General features: G+C 72.3%; 16 protein-coding genes. 10 read left to right on the top strand and 6 right to left on the bottom strand.

Annotated elements, in window-relative coordinates:
• Window positions 1-15 precede the first annotated feature (15 nt).
• Window positions 16-378 (top strand): DUF742 domain-containing protein, encoded by a 363-nt coding sequence (locus KBX00_RS21315; protein ID WP_099849651.1) that lies wholly within the window; start codon window positions 16-18, stop codon window positions 376-378.
• Window positions 359-982: an ATP/GTP-binding protein gene (locus tag KBX00_RS21320; protein ID WP_210829626.1), complete on the top strand. Its 624-nt coding sequence runs from the start codon at window positions 359-361 to the stop codon at window positions 980-982. Before KBX00_RS21315 ends, KBX00_RS21320 begins: the two co-directional genes overlap by 20 nt.
• Window positions 983-1,022: 40 nt before the next feature.
• Here the strand turns inward: KBX00_RS21320 and KBX00_RS21325 are convergent, their stop codons facing one another.
• Genes KBX00_RS21325 through KBX00_RS21345 form a run of 5 tightly spaced genes read right to left on the bottom strand, consistent with a single transcriptional unit; the run spans window position 1,023 to window position 8,611 of the window.
• Window positions 1,023-2,111, bottom strand: a complete 1,089-nt coding sequence (locus KBX00_RS21325; protein ID WP_210829628.1) for a uroporphyrinogen-III synthase — start codon at window positions 2,109-2,111, stop codon at window positions 1,023-1,025.
• Window positions 2,111-2,458, bottom strand: coding sequence for a nitrite reductase small subunit NirD (nirD, locus tag KBX00_RS21330; RefSeq protein ID WP_210829630.1), 348 nt, complete (start codon window positions 2,456-2,458; stop codon window positions 2,111-2,113). Before nirD ends, KBX00_RS21325 begins: the two co-directional genes overlap by 1 nt.
• On the bottom strand, window positions 2,455-4,977 hold the full coding sequence (gene nirB, locus KBX00_RS21335) for a nitrite reductase large subunit NirB (RefSeq protein ID WP_210829633.1): 2,523 nt from the start codon (window positions 4,975-4,977) through the stop codon (window positions 2,455-2,457). Before nirB ends, nirD begins: the two co-directional genes overlap by 4 nt.
• The gene (locus KBX00_RS21340; RefSeq protein WP_210829634.1) at window positions 4,974-6,419 is read right to left on the bottom strand and encodes an FAD-dependent oxidoreductase; all 1,446 of its coding nucleotides are present in this window, start codon (window positions 6,417-6,419) and stop codon (window positions 4,974-4,976) included. Before KBX00_RS21340 ends, nirB begins: the two co-directional genes overlap by 4 nt.
• Entirely contained in the window at window positions 6,416-8,611 is a 2,196-nt protein-coding gene (locus KBX00_RS21345; protein ID WP_210829636.1) for a molybdopterin oxidoreductase family protein, read from the bottom strand. The genes KBX00_RS21340 and KBX00_RS21345 overlap by 4 nt, the downstream gene beginning before the upstream one ends.
• Window positions 8,612-8,758: 147 nt before the next feature.
• On the opposite strand from KBX00_RS21345, the gene KBX00_RS21350 reads away from it, so the two are divergent.
• From KBX00_RS21350 to KBX00_RS21385, 8 genes are all read left to right on the top strand, one after another.
• On the top strand, window positions 8,759-9,457 hold the full coding sequence (locus tag KBX00_RS21350) for a class I SAM-dependent methyltransferase (RefSeq protein WP_210829638.1): 699 nt from the start codon (window positions 8,759-8,761) through the stop codon (window positions 9,455-9,457).
• A 385-nt stretch (window positions 9,458-9,842) separates the two neighbouring features.
• Entirely contained in the window at window positions 9,843-10,100 is a 258-nt protein-coding gene (locus KBX00_RS21355) for a hypothetical protein (RefSeq protein WP_210829640.1), read from the top strand.
• Window positions 10,078-10,383, top strand: a complete 306-nt coding sequence (locus KBX00_RS21360) for a type II toxin-antitoxin system PemK/MazF family toxin (RefSeq protein ID WP_210829642.1) — start codon at window positions 10,078-10,080, stop codon at window positions 10,381-10,383. Before KBX00_RS21355 ends, KBX00_RS21360 begins: the two co-directional genes overlap by 23 nt.
• A gap of 107 nt (window positions 10,384-10,490) precedes the next feature.
• Entirely contained in the window at window positions 10,491-11,858 is a 1,368-nt protein-coding gene (locus tag KBX00_RS21365) for a NarK family nitrate/nitrite MFS transporter (protein WP_210829644.1), read from the top strand.
• A gap of 209 nt (window positions 11,859-12,067) precedes the next feature.
• Window positions 12,068-12,511 carry a 50S ribosomal protein L13 gene (gene rplM, locus KBX00_RS21370; protein ID WP_093411456.1) on the top strand — a complete coding sequence of 148 codons (444 nt, stop codon included), beginning with the start codon at window positions 12,068-12,070 and terminating at the stop codon, window positions 12,509-12,511.
• A gap of 20 nt (window positions 12,512-12,531) precedes the next feature.
• The gene (gene rpsI, locus KBX00_RS21375; protein WP_018784602.1) at window positions 12,532-12,996 is read left to right on the top strand and encodes a 30S ribosomal protein S9; all 465 of its coding nucleotides are present in this window, start codon (window positions 12,532-12,534) and stop codon (window positions 12,994-12,996) included.
• 132 nt (window positions 12,997-13,128) lie between these two features.
• Window positions 13,129-14,481, top strand: coding sequence for a phosphoglucosamine mutase (gene glmM, locus KBX00_RS21380; RefSeq protein ID WP_210829646.1), 1,353 nt, complete (start codon window positions 13,129-13,131; stop codon window positions 14,479-14,481).
• Window positions 14,482-14,573: 92 nt separating this feature from the next.
• A complete protein-coding gene (locus KBX00_RS21385; RefSeq protein WP_210829648.1) occupies window positions 14,574-15,659 on the top strand; it encodes a hypothetical protein in 1,086 nt (361 codons plus the stop codon).
• Window positions 15,660-15,670: 11 nt separating this feature from the next.
• On the opposite strand, the gene KBX00_RS21390 is transcribed toward KBX00_RS21385, so the two are convergent.
• On the bottom strand, window positions 15,671-16,864 hold the full coding sequence (locus tag KBX00_RS21390; RefSeq protein WP_210829650.1) for a pyridoxal phosphate-dependent aminotransferase: 1,194 nt from the start codon (window positions 16,862-16,864) through the stop codon (window positions 15,671-15,673).
• Between the last annotated feature and the right edge of the window lie 36 nt (window positions 16,865-16,900).

Consider the following 16,900-nt stretch of genomic DNA (forward strand, 5'->3'; position numbering starts at 1 on the left):
AGGAGGTGATCGCGGATGGATCGGCAGCGTGACCCACGGGGTGCGCTGGTGCGGCCGTACGCGGTCACCCGGGGCAGGACCGAGCCGTTGCAGGACATCGCCCTGGAAGCGGTGTTGGTGGCCAGCCCCACGCAGATCGCCGAGTCACGTTTCGCCGGGCACGACAAGCATCGCATCGCCATGGTCTGCGAGGGGCGACCCGAGTCGCTGGCGGAGATCGCCGCGTACACCCGGCTACCGCTGGGTGTCGCCCGGGTGCTGGTCGCCGACATGGTGGCCGAAGGCCTACTGACGCTACAGACGGCCGCTCCCGCCACAGGTTACGAGGAGCGGATGGAAATGCTGGGAAGGGTGCTGAGTGGACTTCGCGAGCTATGACCCCGCCGGGGCCCGCCAGAGCCGGGGAATCATCTCCGCGAAGATCGTCGTCGCGGGTGGCTTCGGTGTCGGCAAGACCACGCTTGTCGGTGCGATCTCCGAGATCACACCGCTGACCACCGAGGCGGTGATGACCTCGGCCGGCGTCGGCATCGACGACCCGTCCAAGGTGCCGGGCAAGGAGACCACCACGGTCGCCATGGACTTCGGCCGGATCACCATGGCGCAGGATCTGATCCTGTACCTCTTCGGCACGCCTGGGCAGACCCGGTTCTGGTTCATGTGGGACGAGATCATCCGAGGCGCGGTGGGCGCCGCGGTGCTGGTGGACACCCGCCGGATCACCGACGCGTTCGCCCCGCTCGACTACTTCGAGAACCGCAACCTGCCGTACGTGGTGGCGCTCAACCGGTTCGACGGCGCACCCCAGTACGAGCTGGACGAGGTGCGCGAGGCGTTGGCCATCTCGCCGGACGTGCCGTTGGTGATGACCGACGCGCGGCAGCGTGAGCCGGTCAAGCAGGTCCTGGTGACCGTCGTCGAGCACGCCATGGCGCGCCTGCAGGCCGAGCACGACCGCGGCTTCCCGACCCCGGTCGGGTAGGCGGTGTCCCGCCGGCCCGGTCGCGGCCGGGCCGGCGGGCTCAGTCGACGCGCAGCCGGTAGCCGCGTTTGACCACCGTCTGCACGACACGTGGCGCCTTCAGGCCGGCCCGTAGCCGGGCCACCGCCATCTCCACCGCGTGCTCGTCGGCGCCGCGCGGCAGCGTCCGCAACAGGGCGGTACGCGACAGCACCCGGCCCGGCGTCTGCGCCAGCGCCCGCAGCACCGCCATCGGCGCCGGGGCCAGCGGTCGCAGCTCGCCGTCGACCACCGCCGCGTGGCCGCGCAGGGTGAGCAGGTGTCCGGCGACCTTGATGGTCACGGTGCGGCGGGGCAGTTCGTCGACGATGGTGCGGACCAGCGCGCCGAGCCGGGCCCGGCTCGGCGCGCTCACCGGCACCCCGCGTCGGACCAGCGGCTCGGCGGTGACCTGTCCGACGCAACTGGCCAGCACGTCGGTGCGCAGCGCGTCCAGCACCGCCTCCGTGCGATCGCCGGAGGCGCGCAGCAGCGCCTCCACCGCCGGTGCCGAGGTGAAGGTGACCGCGTCGACAAGCCGCCCCGCCACCAGGTCGACCAGCCGGTGCAGCGGCGCGGGATCGGTCGGTGGGGCCCAGCGGTAGACCGGGATCTCGATGACCGTGGCGCCGGCCTCCTCCAGCGCGCGGGTGCACTCCGGTTGCCGCTCGCCGTGCAACTGCATGGCGATCACCTGACCGGACACGCCCCGCTGACGCAGGTGGTCGACCACCTCGTCGCAGCTCTCCGAGGCGGGTGACCACTGGTCGAACAGACCCGCGGCCCGGATCGCCCCCCGGGCCTTCGGGCCCCGGGCCACCACGTACGCGTCACCGAGGATCCCGCGCAGCGGCTCGGCGAGCCCCCAACCCTCGGCGGCCTCCAGCCAGCCGCGCATCCCGATGCCGGTGTTCGCCATCAGGATGTCGGGCGGCCGTTCCAGGCAGGCACGGGTGGCCTCGCGCAGCTCGGTGTCGTCCGCGAGCGGCACGATCCGCAGGGCGGGGGCGAGCACCACCCGGGCGCCCCGCCGTTGGAGCAGCGCGGCGAGTTCGTCCCGCCGCCGGTCGGCGGTCACCCCGATGGTGAAGCCGGCCAGTTCCTCGCGCATCAGCCCTCCTGTCGCAGCCGCACCTCGACCATGCCGTTGTGGCAACGGATCTGGTGCCGAGCGACCGAAACGCCCGGCAGGTCGAGACAGTCCCCCGTGCGCAGGTCGTACACCTGCTTGTGCAGCGGCGACGCGACCGTCGGCACCTCGCCCCGGCTGCCCACGATGCCGCGGGAGAGCACGTACGCCCCGGAGACCGGGTCGAGGTTGTCGATCGCGTACAGCCCGTCCGCGGTCCGGAAGATCGCCACCTGCACCCCGGCGACGAGGGCGGCGACGCCCCGGTCCGGGTCCAGGCGATCAAACGGGCAGACGGTGACCCAGCTCAGTGCCGTCGCGGCGGTCATCGACGCACCTCCGGCAGGCCGAGCGCGACCGGTTGACGGCCCTGCGCGCCGGACGGATGCCCACCGACGGGTACCGGTTGTCCGCGTTCGGTGACGAAGGTGATCGACGGGTCGGGCACCTCCGGCGCGTTGACGAAGGAGGTGAACCGGCGCAGCCGGTCCGCGTCGGCCAGGACGTCGCGCCACTCGTCCGAGTAGGACACCACGTGCCGGGCCATCGCGGCGTCGAGTTCGGCGCAGAGGCCGAGCGAGTCGTCCACGATCACCGCCCGGAGATGGTCCAGGCCACCGTCCATCGCTTCGATCCAGGCGGCGGTGCGTTGCAGCCGGTCGGCGGTGCGGATGTAGTACATCAGGAACCTGTCGATCAGCGTGACCAGCGCCTCCGTGGACAGGTCGGTGGCGAACAGGTCGGCGTGCCGGGGCCGGAAGCCACCGTTGCCGCCGACGTAGAGGTTCCATCCCGTCTCGGTGGCGATCACACCGAAGTCCTTGCTGCGCGCCTCGGCGCATTCCCGGGCGCAGCCGGAGACCGCCGACTTGATCTTGTGTGGGGCGCGCAGGCCCCGGTAGCGCAGCTCCAGGGCGACGGCCAGGCCGACCGAGTCCTGCACCCCGTAGCGGCACCAGGTGGAGCCGACGCACGACTTCACCGTGCGCAGCGCCTTGCCGTACGCGTGCCCGGACTCGAACCCGGCATCCACCAGCCGGCGCCAGATCTGCGGGAGCTGGTCGACGCGGGCGCCGAACAGGTCGATCCGCTGCCCGCCGGTGATCTTCGTGTAGAGGTTGAAGTCGCGGGCCACCTCGCCGATGACGATCAGCTTCTCCGGGGTGATCTCCCCGCCCGGTATCCGGGGCACCACCGAGTAGCTGCCGTCGCGTTGCAGATTCGCCAGGAAGTGGTCGTTGGTGTCCTGCAACGAGGCCTGCTCGCCGTCGAGGATGTGGCCGTTGCCGAGCGAGGCGAGGATCGAGGCGACGACCGGTTTGCAGATGTCGCAGCCGCGGCCCCGGCCGTGCTCGGCGATCAGCCGGGAGAACGTCCGGATGCCGCGTACCCGGACGATGTCGAACAGCTCCTGCCGGCTGACGTCGAAGTGCTCGCAGAGCGCCTTCGACTGGACCACGCCGGCCGCGTCGAGCAACTGCTTCAGCATTGGTACGCAGGAACCGCAGCTCGTACCGGCCCGGGTGCACGCCTTCAGGGCGGCCACGTCGGCGCAGCCGTCCGCGATCGCCGTGTCGATGTCCCCCCGGGTCACCGCGTTGCAGGAGCAGACCTGGGCGGTCGCGGGCAAGGCACCAGCCGTGGCGCCCACCGCTTCGTCGCCGGCCAGCAGGGCCAGCGGTGCGGCCGGCAGCGGCCCGCCGACGCTTGCGCGCAGCGTCGGGTACGCGCTGGCGTCGCCGACCAGCACCCCGCCGAGCAGCGTCGCGGCGTCGTCGGAGAGGACCAGCTTGGCGTACACCCGGGCGGCGGGGTCGGTCCAGGTGACGTCCAGGCACCCGGGCGTCGCACCGTGCGCGTCGCCGAACGAGGCGACGTCGACGCCGAGCAGCTTGAGCTTGGTGGCGGTGTCCGCGCCCGGGAAGGTCGCCTCGCCGCCGACCAGCCGGTCGGCCACCACCTCGGCCATCGCGTAGCCGGGGGCGACCAGGCCGTAGCAGGTGCCGTCGACCGCCGCGCACTCGCCGACCGCGTAGATCCGCTCGTCCGTGCTCCGGCAGGCGGAGTCGACCAGGACCCCGCCGCGTGGACCGATGTCGAGCCCGGCCGCCCGGGCCAGCTCGTCGCGCGGTCGGATGCCGGCGGCCACCACCACCAGGTCGGCGTCGAGCACCGCGCCGTCGGCGAGTTCCAGGGCGGCCACCGCTCCGTCCGCGTCGGGCCGCAGCGCGGTGGTCGCCACGCCCAGGTGGCAGGCCACGTCCAGGTCCTCGACGTAGCGGCGGAGCATCGCGCCACCGGCGGTGTCCACCTGCACCGGCATCAGCCGCGGAGCGAACTCCACCACGCTGGTGGTCAGCCCGAGCAGGCGCAGCGCGTTCGCCGCCTCCAGGCCGAGCAGCCCGCCGCCGATCACCGCGCCGGTGCGGCGGTCCTTCGCGTACCGGCGGATGGCGGCGAGGTCGTCAAGGGTCCGGTAGACGAAGACACCGGCCAGGTCCGCCCCCGGCACCGGCGGCACGAACGGGTACGACCCGGTGGCGAACACCAGGACGTCGTACGGGTGCTCGCCGGTGGTCGTGGTCACCACCCGGCGGTCCCGGTCCACGCCGGTGACCGGCTCGCCGAGGCGCAACTCCACGCCGTCGTGTGCGGTGTGCAGGTTCAGGTCCTGCTCGTCGGCACCGTCGAAGTACGCCGAGAGCCGCACCCGGTCGTACGCGGGCCGGCTCTCCTCGGCGAGCACCGTGACCCGCCAGCGTTGCTGTGGGTCGCGGGCCCGCAGCGCGTCCACGAACCGCTGGCCGACCATGCCGTTGCCGATGACGACCACGTTGCCGCCGGTCATCGCCCCACCTCCACGGGATCCGTTCTGGACAACCAGTCGACGATGCCGGCGACCGCGTCGCGGCAGCTGCCGCAACCGGTGCTGGCCCGGGTCGCCGCGACGACGGCGTCGACCGTGCGGGCTCCGTCCCGCCAGCAGCGCACGAGGGCACCCTTGCTCACCGTGTTGCACTGGCAGACCGTGGCCGCGTCCGGCATCAGCGCCGGTGACGCGGCGGGTGCCGCGACGGCCCCGCCGACGGCCCGGCCGAGCAGTAGCGCCCGCCGGTCGGTGGGCACCGGGTGGCCACGGTCGAACAGCTGGATCACCGTGCCCACCGAGGGGTTGTCGCCGAGCAGGATCGCGGCGGCCAACCGATCGTCGTGAATGCGCAGCCGGGCGTACGTGCCTCGGGCCGGGTCGGCGAAAGTCAACTCCTCGCCGGGGCCCTCCGTCGGGTCGCCCATCGCGGCGAGGTCGATGCCGGCCGCCTTGAGTCGGGTGACCACCGGTCGCGGCCGGTACCGGGCCTGTGGATCCTGCCCGGTCACCAGTTGGGCCACCACCCGCGCCTGCGCCCAGGCCGGCGCCACCAGCCCGGTGAGCGTGCCGTCGTGCTGCGCGCAGTCACCGATCGCGGAGATCCGCTCGTCGCTGGTGCGCAACCGGTCGTCGACCAGCACCCCCCGTTGCACGGCCAGACCGGCTGCGGTGGCGAGGGCGGTGTCGGGGCGTACGCCGCAGGTGAGCACCAGCAGGTCGGCGTCGAGCGACCGACCGTCGGACAACTCCAGCCGTACCCCTGCGACGTCGGCGCGTACTGCGGTCGGCTCCACCGCGACATGGGTGGTCACACCGAGATCGGCGAGCGTACCGGCGAGCATCGCCCCGGCGGCCGGGTCGAGTTGACGGTCCATCAGGTACGGCACCCGGTGCACCACACCCACGTCGAGCCCGCGCAGCGCCAGCCCCCGGGCCGCCTCCAGGCCGAGCAGCCCGCCGCCGAGCACCAGCGCGCGCCGGGCGGTGCCGGCGACGGCGAGGATGCGTCGGCAGTCGTCCAGGGTGCGGAACGGGATCACCCGCTCCGGCAGGTGTGCCGGGTCGAGCCCGGGCAGCGCGGGCACCACGGCCCGGCTGCCGGTGGCGAGGACCAGGTGGTCGTAGGGGATCCGGTCGCCGTCGTCGGTGCGTACCTGACCGGTGGCCCGGTCGATCGCGCTCACGGTCACCCCGGTACGCAGGTCGACACCGCGTCCGGCGACCTCCGCCAGCTCCACATCCGACTCGCCGATCTTGCCGGTGAGCAGGGTGGACAGCATGATCCGGTTGTACGCGGGGTGCGGTTCCGCGCCGAGCACGGTGACCTTCAGGTCCTCGCCACGGGCGTGCAGCTCCGCCGCGACCCGGGCACCGGCCATTCCGTTGCCGACCACCACGACCCGCTCGCTGTGCCCGGTCATGCCCGCTCCACCCGTACCGCGCAGATCTTGAACTCCGGCATCCCGGATACCGGGTCGACGGCGTCGTTGGTGACGGAGTTCGCCCGCGCCGGCCCACCCCAGTGGAACGGTGCGAAGACGGTGTCCGCCCGGATGCCCGGGCTCAGCCGGGCCGGTGCCTGGAACTCGCCCCGCCGCGAGAGCACCCGTACCGGCTCGCCGTCGCTGACGCCCAGCCGCTCGGCGAGATCCGGGTGCAGCTCCACGAACGCCTCGGGCGCGGCCCGGCGCAGCGCGGCCACCCGGCGCGTCTGGGTTCCGGACTGGTACTGCGCGAGCACCCGGCCGGTGGTGAAGTGCAGCGGGTAGTCGGCGCAGACCTCCTCGGCCGCCGGCCGGTGCTCCACCGGGTGGAACCGGGCCAGCCCGTCGGGAGTGGCGAAGCGCTCGGTGAAGAGTCGGGGCGAGTCGGGCCCGTCGTCGTCGGGGCACGGCCAGAAGACGCCGTCGGTGGCGTCGATCCGGTCCCAGCTGATCCCGGCGTAGTCGGCGAGGCCGCCGGCCGAGGCCCGGCGCAGCTCGGCGAAGACCACGCGCGGGTCCGCCGCCTCCGCTTCGCCCGGTCGGCCGCTTTCCGCCTCGCCCGGTCGGCCGCCCGCCGTCGAGCCGGTGCACCGCTCGCGCACCGGGCGGTCAGCAGATGTCGTTCCTCGCATCCGCACGGAGAGATCGGCCAGGATCTCCAGGTCGGTGCGGACGCCCGCCGGAGGCGGACGGAGTGCCCGACGGCGCAGCACCCGCCCTTCCAGGTTCGTCATCGTGCCGTCCTCCTCGGCCCACTGGGCGGTGGGCAGCACCACGTCGGCCAGCGCTGCCGTCTCGGAGAGCAGGAAGTCGGCGACGACAAGCAGGTCCAGGTCGCGCAGGCGACCCTCGACCCGGGCGGCGCGGGGCGCGGAGACCACCGGGTTCGAGCCGAACACCAACAACGCCCGGGGCCCCTGGTCAGTGCCGAGCGAGTCGAGCAACTGGTACGCCGGCACGCCCGGCCCGGGCAGCTCGTCGGCCGGCACCCCCCAGACCCGCGCGACGTGGGCCCGGGCCTCGAGGTCGTCGATCTTGCGGTACCCGGGGAGCTGGTCGGCCTTCTGCCCGTGCTCCCGGCCGCCCTGGCCGTTGCCCTGCCCGGTCAGGCAGCCGTAGCCGGAGCCGGCGCGGCCGGGCAGACCGAGCGCGAGGGCGAGGTTGACGAAACCGGTGACGGTGTCGACACCCTTGGCGTGCTGCTCGGCGCCGCGGGCGGTGAGGATGATCGCCCGTTCGGCGGTGCCGAGGGCTCGCGCGGTTTCCTCCAGGTCGGCCACGGGCACGCCGGAGAGTGCCTCGGCCCGCGCCGGCCACCAGCCCGCCACGGTGCGGCGCACCGCGGTGAATCCGGTGGTACGGGTGGCGACGTAGTCACCGTCGACGTATCCCTCGGTCAGGGCGATGTGCAGCAGGGCGTTGGCCACCGCCAGGTCGGTGCCGGGCAGCGGTTGCAGGTGCAGGTCGGCCTGCCGGGCGGTGGCGGTCACCCTGGGGTCGATCACGATCAGCTTGCCGCCCCGCTCCCGGTGCTCGGTCAGCCAGCGCACCAGTGGCGGCATGGTCTCCGCCGGGTTCGCGCCGACCAGCAGCAGGGTGTCCGCCCGACCCAGGTCGGACAGCGGGAACGGCAGCCCCCGGTCCACGCCGAAGGCCCGCATGCCGGCGGCTGCCGCCGAGGACATGCAGAACCGTCCGTTGTAGTCGATGTGCCGGGTGCCCAGCGCCACCCGGGCGAACCGGCCCAACGCGTACGCCTTCTCGTTGGTGAGCCCGCCGCCGCCGAAGACGGCGACCGCGTCGCGGCCGTGCCGCTCCTGCACGTCGCGAAGGCCGGTGGTGATCCGGTCCAGCGCGGCTTCCCAGGTGGCCGGGCGCAGCTCGCCGGTGGCCGGGTCGCGCAGCAGGGGAGTGGTCAACCGTTCCGGGTGGCTGAGCAGCTCGGCCGAGGTCCAGCCCTTCTGGCAGAGGCCGCCCCGGTTGGTGGGAAACTGGCGAGGTAGCACGCTCACCGCGTCGTCCTCCTCGCGCAGGACCATCCCACACTGGAGGGCGCAGTACGGGCAGTGGGTCGCCACCTCCCGGGGCTCGCGCCCCGGTCGCGTCGCCGGCCGTGCACCGTCTGTCATGTCGGCAAAGCGTGCCGTTGGGCAGTTTCCGGTCCGCGTCCCGTTTGTTTCGGTCCTGTCAAGAGCCGCTCACACCGCACCTCGGCTGGGGGATGGCTCGCGAGGTCTACAATGTGGAACGGATATCCTGGATTGTGGGAGGCTGGCATGAGCGTTGCTCAGGCGTTCGACGCGGCGGCGGGTGGCTACGACGCCGCCCGCCGCAGGCTCGTGCCCTGCTTCGACGCGTTCTACAGCACGGCCGTCGAGGTGGCCGCGCCACCGTTGCGGGCCGCCCTGGCAGCGGGGCGTACGCCCGAGGTGCTCGATCTCGGCGCCGGGACCGGCCTCCTGTCGTCGCTGCTCTCCGCCGCCGTGCCCGGCGTGCGGCTGACCCTGGTGGACGCCGCGCCGCAGATGCTGGCCGTCGCCGCCGAGCGGTTGGCCGGTCGGGGCGTCGCGCACCGGGTGGTGGTGGCCGACCTGGTTGATCCGTTGCCCGCCGGGCGGTACGACGCCGTGGTCAGCGCGCTGGCCATTCACCACCTGGACGACTCCGCCAAGCGCGACCTCTACCGTCGGGCGGCCGCGGCGTTGGTGCCCGGCGGAGTCTTCGTCAACGCCGAACAGGTCGCCGGCCCGACGCCGGAACTGGACCGGCGTTACCACGACGTCTGGCTGGCACAGGTCGCGGCGCTCGGTTCCGATTCCGCCGAGATCGCGGCTGCCGAACAACGGATGGCCTACGACCGCCCGGCACCTGTGTCGGAGCAGTGCCGTTGGCTGACCGAGGTGGGCCTGGTGAACGTGGACTGCTACTTCAAGGCGTGGCGCTTCGCCGTCATCGGCGGCCACCTGCCGGGCTGAACCGGCGCCCCGAGGTCGCAGCCGCCTGCCAGCGGGTCTGCTGCCTGTCATGCCGAGCCGTCGGGTGCCGTATCGATCTGTTGTACGCCCTGTCGAGCTGAATCGTTTGTGCTCTCGCAGCCCCGGCCCCCGGCCCCCGGCCCCCTCGGCCCCCGGCCCTCGGCCCCCGGCCCGGACAGGACCAGTCGAGGGCGGATGCGAGGTTGGGTGCCGGCGCTGCCGTCGTCGCCGATCGCAGGGGCAGTGCGGCGGCCGGTGGCGATCCGTCGGCGCTATCAGCTCGACAGCACCGCCAGGGGAATCTTCGGGCTGGGCTGCGGTGGTCCGGCGGGCGAGGCACACTTCGGGGATGACTGGGAGTCATACCAGCGGGTAGTCTGCCGGTATGACAGCCAAGGTGACTCTGTCGTTCGCCGACGACACGATCGCGGATGCCCGGCGGTTCGCCAAGCGGGAAGGGCTCTCGCTCTCCGCCTGGATGGACCAGGCGGCCCGGGAGAAGGCGCTGCGCGAGGTCTTCGCCGCGCACGCCGCGGCGGTCGGCCGGGCCGGGCTGGATCTGGAATCCGCCTCGCTGGCCGATGCCCAGGAGGTCGGCATGGTCGACGACCTGCTCTTCGGTGGTCCACCACGTGCTGCGTAGGGGCGAGGTCTGGCGGATCGAAGGGGCCCGGGAGCGCCTCGGTCTGGTGGTCAGTTCCGATGTCTACAACTCCACGGCGGTGCCCATCGTGATCGTGACCGAGGTGGTGGAGGCAGCGCTGCTGCGCGACTCGCCACTTGCGGTGTCGATGGGCGACCGGGTGGTGATGCCGGACCGGATCTCCTCGCCGATGAAAAAGTGGTTCACCGAGTGCGTGGACGTCGCCGACGCGGAGACGATGCGGCGGGTGGACCGGGCGTTGCGCATTCTTCAGCAGCTCTGAGCCGCCCCGTTCCTCACCGCCGTCGTCGGCACGTGGTGCGATCCCCGTTGCCGGGCCGACCCGAACGGCGAACGCCGCGGTAACGGCGGCTCCCTAGCTTCTGCGGCATGACCACCACGAGCGAGCAGCCAACGGTAATCGAAGAGGAGAGCCTGGACCGCCGACCGGGTCGGTGGATCGGGCACTGGGCACCGGAGGATCCGGCCTTCTGGCGGCGGATCGGTCGCGGGGTCGCCCAACGCAACCTGATCTGGTCGATCTTCGCGGAGCACATCGGCTTCTCCGTGTGGTTGCTCTGGAGCATCGTCGTCGTCCGGCTCGGCGACGCCGGATGGCAGCTGACCACCAGTCAGGCGCTCTGGTTGACCGCCGTGCCCAGCGGGGTCGGCGCACTGCTGCGACTGCCGTACACCTTTGCCGTGCCGGTCTTCGGCGGTCGCAACTGGACCGTCATCTCCGCGCTACTGCTGATCGTGCCCTGCGCCGGACTGGCCTGGGCGGTCGAGCATCCGGAGATCGGCTTCGTGTCGTTGCTGCTGATCGCCGCCACGGCCGGCTTCGGCGGTGGCAACTTCGCCTCCAGCATGGCCAACATCTCCTTCTTCTATCCGGAGCGGGAGAAGGGGTGGGCATTGGGGCTCAACGCGGCCGGCGGCAACATCGGGGTGGCCGTCGTGCAGTTCGTGGTCCCCCAGGTGATCGTGCTGGGCGGCGGGCTCGCGCTGGCCCGGGCCGGTCTGATGTACATCCCGCTGGCGGTGATCGCCGCCGTCTGCGCGTACCTGTTCATGGACAACCTGGTCGAGGCGAAGGCCGACGTGGGGCCGGTCTGGTCGTCGCTGCGACACCGCGACACCTGGATCATGTCGCTGCTGTACATCGGTACCTTCGGCTCGTTCATCGGCTACTCGGCGGCCTTCCCCACCCTGCTCAACTCGGTGTTCGGCCGGCCGGACGTCGCACTGGCCTGGGCGTTCCTCGGTGCGGGAGTGGGCTCGCTCTGCCGGCCCTTCGGCGGCCGCCTGTCCGACCTCGTCGGCGGGGCCCGGGTCACGGTGGCCAGCTTCGTGCTGATGGCGCTCGGTGCCCTGGGCGCGCTCTGGTCGGTCGAACAACGCAGCATGGGCCTGTTCTTCGTGGCGTTCCTGCTGCTCTTCGTGGCCACCGGGGTGGGCAACGGCTCGACCTACCGGATGATCAGCAGGATCTTCCAGGTCAAGGGCGAGGAACAGGGCGGCACGCCGGAGATGATGCTGGCGATGCGCCGGCAGGCCGCCGGTGCCCTGGGCATCATCTCCGCGGTCGGTGCCTTCGGCGGTTTCCTGGTGCCGATCTGTTACGCCTGGGCCCGGTCGACCTACGGGGGCATCCAGCCAGCGCTGCGCTTCTACGTGGGATTCTTCCTGGTGCTGCTCGTGATCACCTGGGTCGCGTACCTGCGCCCCGGCAGTCGGATGGCCCGCGCCGGGGTGTGACGGCCGTCATGTCGACCTCCGCGCGCCCCGCCGGCCGGACCCCGTTTTGACCGGCCGGCGGGGCTGCGGGTATCGTTGCCTGCTGTTGTACGACATCTGTGGGCGTGCCGCCTGAGGTACGCTTGGTCGTTCGTGCGCGCTGGTCCGGCTGGGATGTCCTGGTCACCTCGGCGCGCTACCCCAGACCGACGACGAGACAAGGTAGACCTGTGCGTACGTACAGCCCGAAGCCGGGTGAGATCGAGCGTCAGTGGCACGTCATCGACGCCTCTGATGTCGTGCTGGGCCGCCTGGCCACCCACGCCGCCACGCTGCTGCGGGGCAAGCACAAGCCGACTTTCGCGCCGCACGTCGACACGGGCGACTTCGTCGTCGTCGTGAACGCGGGCAAGGTCGCGCTGACCGGCAACAAGCGCCAGCAGAAGATCGCTTACCGGCACTCCGGTTACCCGGGTGGCCTGAAGCAGGTCGGCTACGAGGAGCTGCTGGCCAAGCGTCCCGAGCGGGCCATCGAGCTGGCGGTGAAGGGGATGCTCCCGCACAACAAGCTCGGCCGTCAGCTCATCAAGAAGCTGAAGGTCTACGCCGGTGCCGAGCACCCGCACGGCGCGCAGCAGCCGGTGCCGTTCGAGATCAAGCAGATCGCGCAGTGAGCGCGGGCGAAGGAAGCAGCATGACCGACATCACCGCCACCGAGGTCGCCCCTGAGGCCACCGAGGCGCCGGCGCCCGTCGCGCGCGCGCCTCGTGGTGACCGCCCGATCCAGACCGTGGGTCGGCGCAAGGAGGCCATCGTCCGGGTGCGCATCGTGCCGGGCACCGGCAAGATCACCTGCAACGGGCGTGACCTGGAGGCGTACTTCCCGAGCAAGGTGCACCAGCAGCTGATCAAGGATCCGCTGGTGACCGCCGAGAAGCCCGAGGCGTTCGACGTCATCGCCAACCTGCGTGGCGGCGGCACCACCGGCCAGGCCGGTGCGCTGCGGCTCGCCATCGCCCGGGCGCTGATCGTCAGCGAGCCCGACGACCGCCCGGCGCTGAAGAAGGCCGGCTTCCTGACCCGGGACGCCCGGGTCAAGGAGAGCAAGAAGTACGGCCTCAAGAAGGCCCGTAAGGCTCCCCAGTACTCGAAGCGCTGATCTCCAGCCGCACCTTGTACTTCTGACGGACGGCCGGTCCGCCTCCCCGACGGGGAGGTGGGCCGGCCGTTTCCGTTGCCGCACGACAGGGCATTTCTCCTAGCATCGGCATTTCATCGGAGGTTTGTGGGTATGGGCCGGTTGTTCGGCACGGACGGCGTACGCGGGCGGGCGAACGCCGACCTCACTCCGGAGTTGGCGCTCTCGGTGGCCGTCGCGGCCGCCCACACCCTCGCCGAGTCGGATCGTGGCCGCGCTCCACTTGCCGTGGTGGGCCGGGACACCCGGGCCAGCGGCGAGATGCTGGAGGCCGCCGTGGTGGCCGGCCTGACCAGTGCGGGCGCGACGGTGATCAGGGTCGGCGTGCTACCCACCCCGGCGGTGGCGTTCCTCACCGCGGAGGCCAAGGCGGACCTCGGCGTGATGCTGTCGGCCTCCCACAACCCGATGCCGGACAACGGGATCAAGCTGTTCGCCGCGGGCGGGCACAAGCTGCCCGACGAGATCGAGATGCGGATCGAGGCGGCGATCGAGGCCAACGCCACCACCGCCTGGCAGCGCCCGGTCGGCGCGGGGGTGGGCCGGGTGCACGACCTGCTCGACGGCGCGAGCCACTACGTGCAGCACGTCGCCGGAACGGCGCCCCACCGCCTCGACGGGATCAAGGTCGTGGTCGACTGCGCCAACGGCGCCGCCGCCGAGGTGGCCCCGGCGGTCTACCGGGAGGCCGGTGCCGAGGTCATCGCGATAAACGCCGAGCCGGACGGGCTCAACATCAACGACGAGTGCGGCTCCAACCACATCGCGGCGCTGCGCCAGGCGGTGGTGGAGCACGGGGCGCATCTCGGCATCGCGCACGACGGTGACGCCGACCGGTGCGTGGCGGTCAGCGCCGACGGCGAGGAGGTCGACGGCGACCAGGTGATGGCGATCCTGGCGCTGGCCATGCGGGAAGCCGGCACGCTGACCGGGGACACCCTGGTCGCCACCGTGATGAGCAACCTCGGTCTGCGCCTGGCCATGTCCGCGGCGGGCATCCGGCTGGTCGAGACCAAGGTCGGTGACCGGTACGTGCTTGAGGAACTGCGGGCCTCCGGGCTCGCCCTCGGCGGAGAGCAGAGCGGGCACATCGTCATGCCGGCGTACGCGACCACCGGCGACGGCGTCCTCACCGGGCTGCACCTGATGGCCCGGATGGCGGCCACCGGTCGCTCCCTGGCCGACCTCGCCAGCGTGGTCACCAAGCTTCCCCAGGTGCTGATCAACGTGCCGGTCGGTGACCGCACCGTCGGTGCCGCCGCACCGGCGGTACGCGCCGAGGTCGAGCGGGCCGAGGTCGAGCTGGGCGAGACCGGCCGGGTACTGCTGCGCCCGTCGGGTACCGAACCACTGGTCCGGGTGATGGTCGAGGCCGCCACCGAGCAGACTGCCCGTGAGGTCGCCGAGCGCATCGCCGCCCACGTCCGCACCGCCAGCCCGGCCTGATCCGCCACGGGGCCTCCCCCCATGAGGTCGCGCGCCGTGGAACGATAGCGCCCGGCCGCCAAAGGGCGGATGCGTGTCCCACGGGGGTGAGTGTGTCCTATCCGGATTCGCCTGATGCCGTCAGCCAGGCCGCCGGCGGCGCGCCGGCGGTGACGCCGCAGAGCTGGCTCGGAGCTCGCTGGGGTCGCCTGATCGCGATCATGATCGCGGTGGGGTTGGCCGTCGGTTCCGTGGCGGCGCCGTGGTCCGAGGTGACGCTCAGAGTGCTGGGTCGCACCAGAGACAACACGCTCGTCCACCAGGAGTCGACCACCGGGCTGGCCGTCACCGAGATCGACGGGTGGGGCTGGGCGTACCTGCTCGTGCTGGTGCCGCTGGTGCTGCTGGCAATTGCCTCGGTGGTGTTGCCCGGGTACGTGGGACGGGCCGCCGCCGTCGCGGCCGGCGCCGCCCTGCTGGCCATGTCCACGGTTCTGGTCGGCGCCGCCTACCACCTGTCGTCGGGACCGGACGAGGGTGCCGCCCGCTGGGCCGACGTCGTCCGCCGGCTGGCGCCGATCCTGGATCCGGACTACGGGTCCATCTGGTTCGGTTACGACAGCCCCGGCCTGGCGTGCGCGGTGCTCGCCGTCGCGACCCTCGCCGCGGTCGTGCTGACCAGCTGGTGGCCGGGCTCCGGCCGGGTCGCCGTCGCGTCGGCCGCCACCATCGCGCTGCTCGCCGGCATCGCACTGCCCTGGGTCACCGTGTACGGTGCCACCGCGAACGAGGTGGACCGGCGCAACGCCTGGTGGCCCACCTTCGGTGCCACATCGGTGCTCGTCGTGGTCGGCACCGTGGCCCTGGCCGCCCTGACCTGGTGGGTGGCGCTGCGCCGGTCGACCCGGGGGCGGCTGCCACTGGTGCTGGTCGGGGTGCCGGCGGCCTTCGCGCTCTTCCTCGCCTACGACTACGTCGGAATGGATCCGGAGGATTGGCAGGACGCCGCCGAACGCGCCCGCTACCTCGCGGTCATCCACGATGTCCGGTCCGCCGCCGAACTGGCGCAGATGGCGCCCGCGCTGTTCCTCATCGCGATGGTGCTCGCCTGGTCGGCGGCGCGGCGGCGGGCCCGGGCCGCACGGTCACCGGTGGTCGCGGTGCCGGCCGAAACCGGCCCGGCCCCCGGTCCGGGCTGACGGCGCGTCGGTCACCGGACCTCGGGCAGCCGGCGCAGCCGGGTCACCGCCTCGGCCAGCACCTCGTGGCGTTTGCAGAAGGCGAACCGGATCAGCCGCCGACCGGCCTCGGGATCGTCGTAGAAGACCTGGGTGGGTACCGCCACCACGCCGGAGCGCTCGGGCAGCGTGCGGCAGAAGTCGACGCCGTCGGTGCCGCCGAGAGCGGTGATGTCGGCGGTGACGAAGTAGGTGCCCTCCGGGGTGTACACGTCGAACCCGGCCGCGGTCAGCCCGTCGATCAGTTGGTCGCGGCGGGCCTGTAGGTCGGCCCGGAAGGCGGTGAAGTAGTCGTCGGGCAGGGCGAGGGCCACCGCCACCGCGGGTTGCAGGGGCGCGGCGTTGACGTAGGTGAGGAACTGTTTGACCCGCAGTACCGCCGAGACCAACGTTGCCGGCCCGCTGGCCCAGCCCACCTTCCAGCCGGTGCAGGAGAAGGTCTTGCCGGCCGAGGAGATCCGCAGGGTGCGCTCGCGCATCCCGGGCAGCGTGGCCAGCGGTACGTGCCCGCTGGCGGCGTCGGTGAAGGCCAGGTGCTCGTACACCTCGTCGGTGACCGCGTACGTGTCGTGCTCCTGGCAGAGTTCGGCGACCAGGGCCAGCTCGTCCGGGGTGAACACCTTGCCGGTCGGGTTGTGCGGCGAGTTCACCAGCACGAGTCGGGTACGCGCGCCGAACGCCGCCCGCAGTTCGGCCGGGTCGAAGGCGTACCGCCCGTCGGTCTCGGGACGCAGGGTGACCGGTCGCCGGATCGCGCCGGCCAGGGCGATCGAGGCGGCGTACGAGTCGTAGTAGGGCTCGAAACAGATCACCTCGTCGCCGGGCTCGCACAGGGCGAGGATGGCCGAGGCGACGGCCTCGGTGGCTCCGGCGGTCACCACCACCTCGCCGTCCGGGTCGTAGTCCAGCCCCCAGAAGCGGCGCTGGTGCGCCGCCACGGCCGCCCGTAGTTCGGGGACGCCGGGGCCGGGCGGGTACTGGTTGCGGCCGGCGGCCAGGGCCTGCGCCGCGGCGGCGAGCATCTCGGGCGGGCCGTCGGTGTCCGGGAAACCCTGCCCGAGGTTCACCGCGCCGGTACGCAGCGCGAGAGCGGACATCTCGGCGAAGATCGTCGTCCCGAACGGGCGCATCCGGGCCACCAGCGGGTCGACATCGCGGCTCGTCACGCCCGTCAGGGTACGGGGGTGATCTGCCCGCCCGCC

The sequence above is a fragment of the Micromonospora sp. C95 genome, assembly GCF_018070465.1.
Lineage (GTDB): Bacteria > Actinomycetota > Actinomycetes > Mycobacteriales > Micromonosporaceae > Micromonospora.

Bases quoted from the DNA above. Each gene is read 5' to 3' on its own strand.
- KBX00_RS21315 (WP_099849651.1), top strand. From the start codon at position 16: ATGGATCGGCAGCGTGACCCACGGGGTGCGCTGGTGCGGCCGTACGCG.
- KBX00_RS21325 (WP_210829628.1), bottom strand. From the start codon at position 2,111: ATGCGCGAGGAACTGGCCGGCTTCACCATCGGGGTGACCGCCGACCGG.
- nirD (WP_210829630.1), bottom strand. From the start codon at position 2,458: ATGACCGCCGCGACGGCACTGAGCTGGGTCACCGTCTGCCCGTTTGAT.
- nirB (WP_210829633.1), bottom strand. From the start codon at position 4,977: ATGACCGGCGGCAACGTGGTCGTCATCGGCAACGGCATGGTCGGCCAG.
- KBX00_RS21340 (WP_210829634.1), bottom strand. From the start codon at position 6,419: ATGACCGGGCACAGCGAGCGGGTCGTGGTGGTCGGCAACGGAATGGCC.
- KBX00_RS21345 (WP_210829636.1), bottom strand. From the start codon at position 8,611: ATGACAGACGGTGCACGGCCGGCGACGCGACCGGGGCGCGAGCCCCGG.
- KBX00_RS21350 (WP_210829638.1), top strand. From the start codon at position 8,759: ATGAGCGTTGCTCAGGCGTTCGACGCGGCGGCGGGTGGCTACGACGCC.
- KBX00_RS21355 (WP_210829640.1), top strand. From the start codon at position 9,843: ATGACAGCCAAGGTGACTCTGTCGTTCGCCGACGACACGATCGCGGAT.
- KBX00_RS21365 (WP_210829644.1), top strand. From the start codon at position 10,491: ATGACCACCACGAGCGAGCAGCCAACGGTAATCGAAGAGGAGAGCCTG.
- rpsI (WP_018784602.1), top strand. From the start codon at position 12,532: ATGACCGACATCACCGCCACCGAGGTCGCCCCTGAGGCCACCGAGGCG.
- glmM (WP_210829646.1), top strand. From the start codon at position 13,129: ATGGGCCGGTTGTTCGGCACGGACGGCGTACGCGGGCGGGCGAACGCC.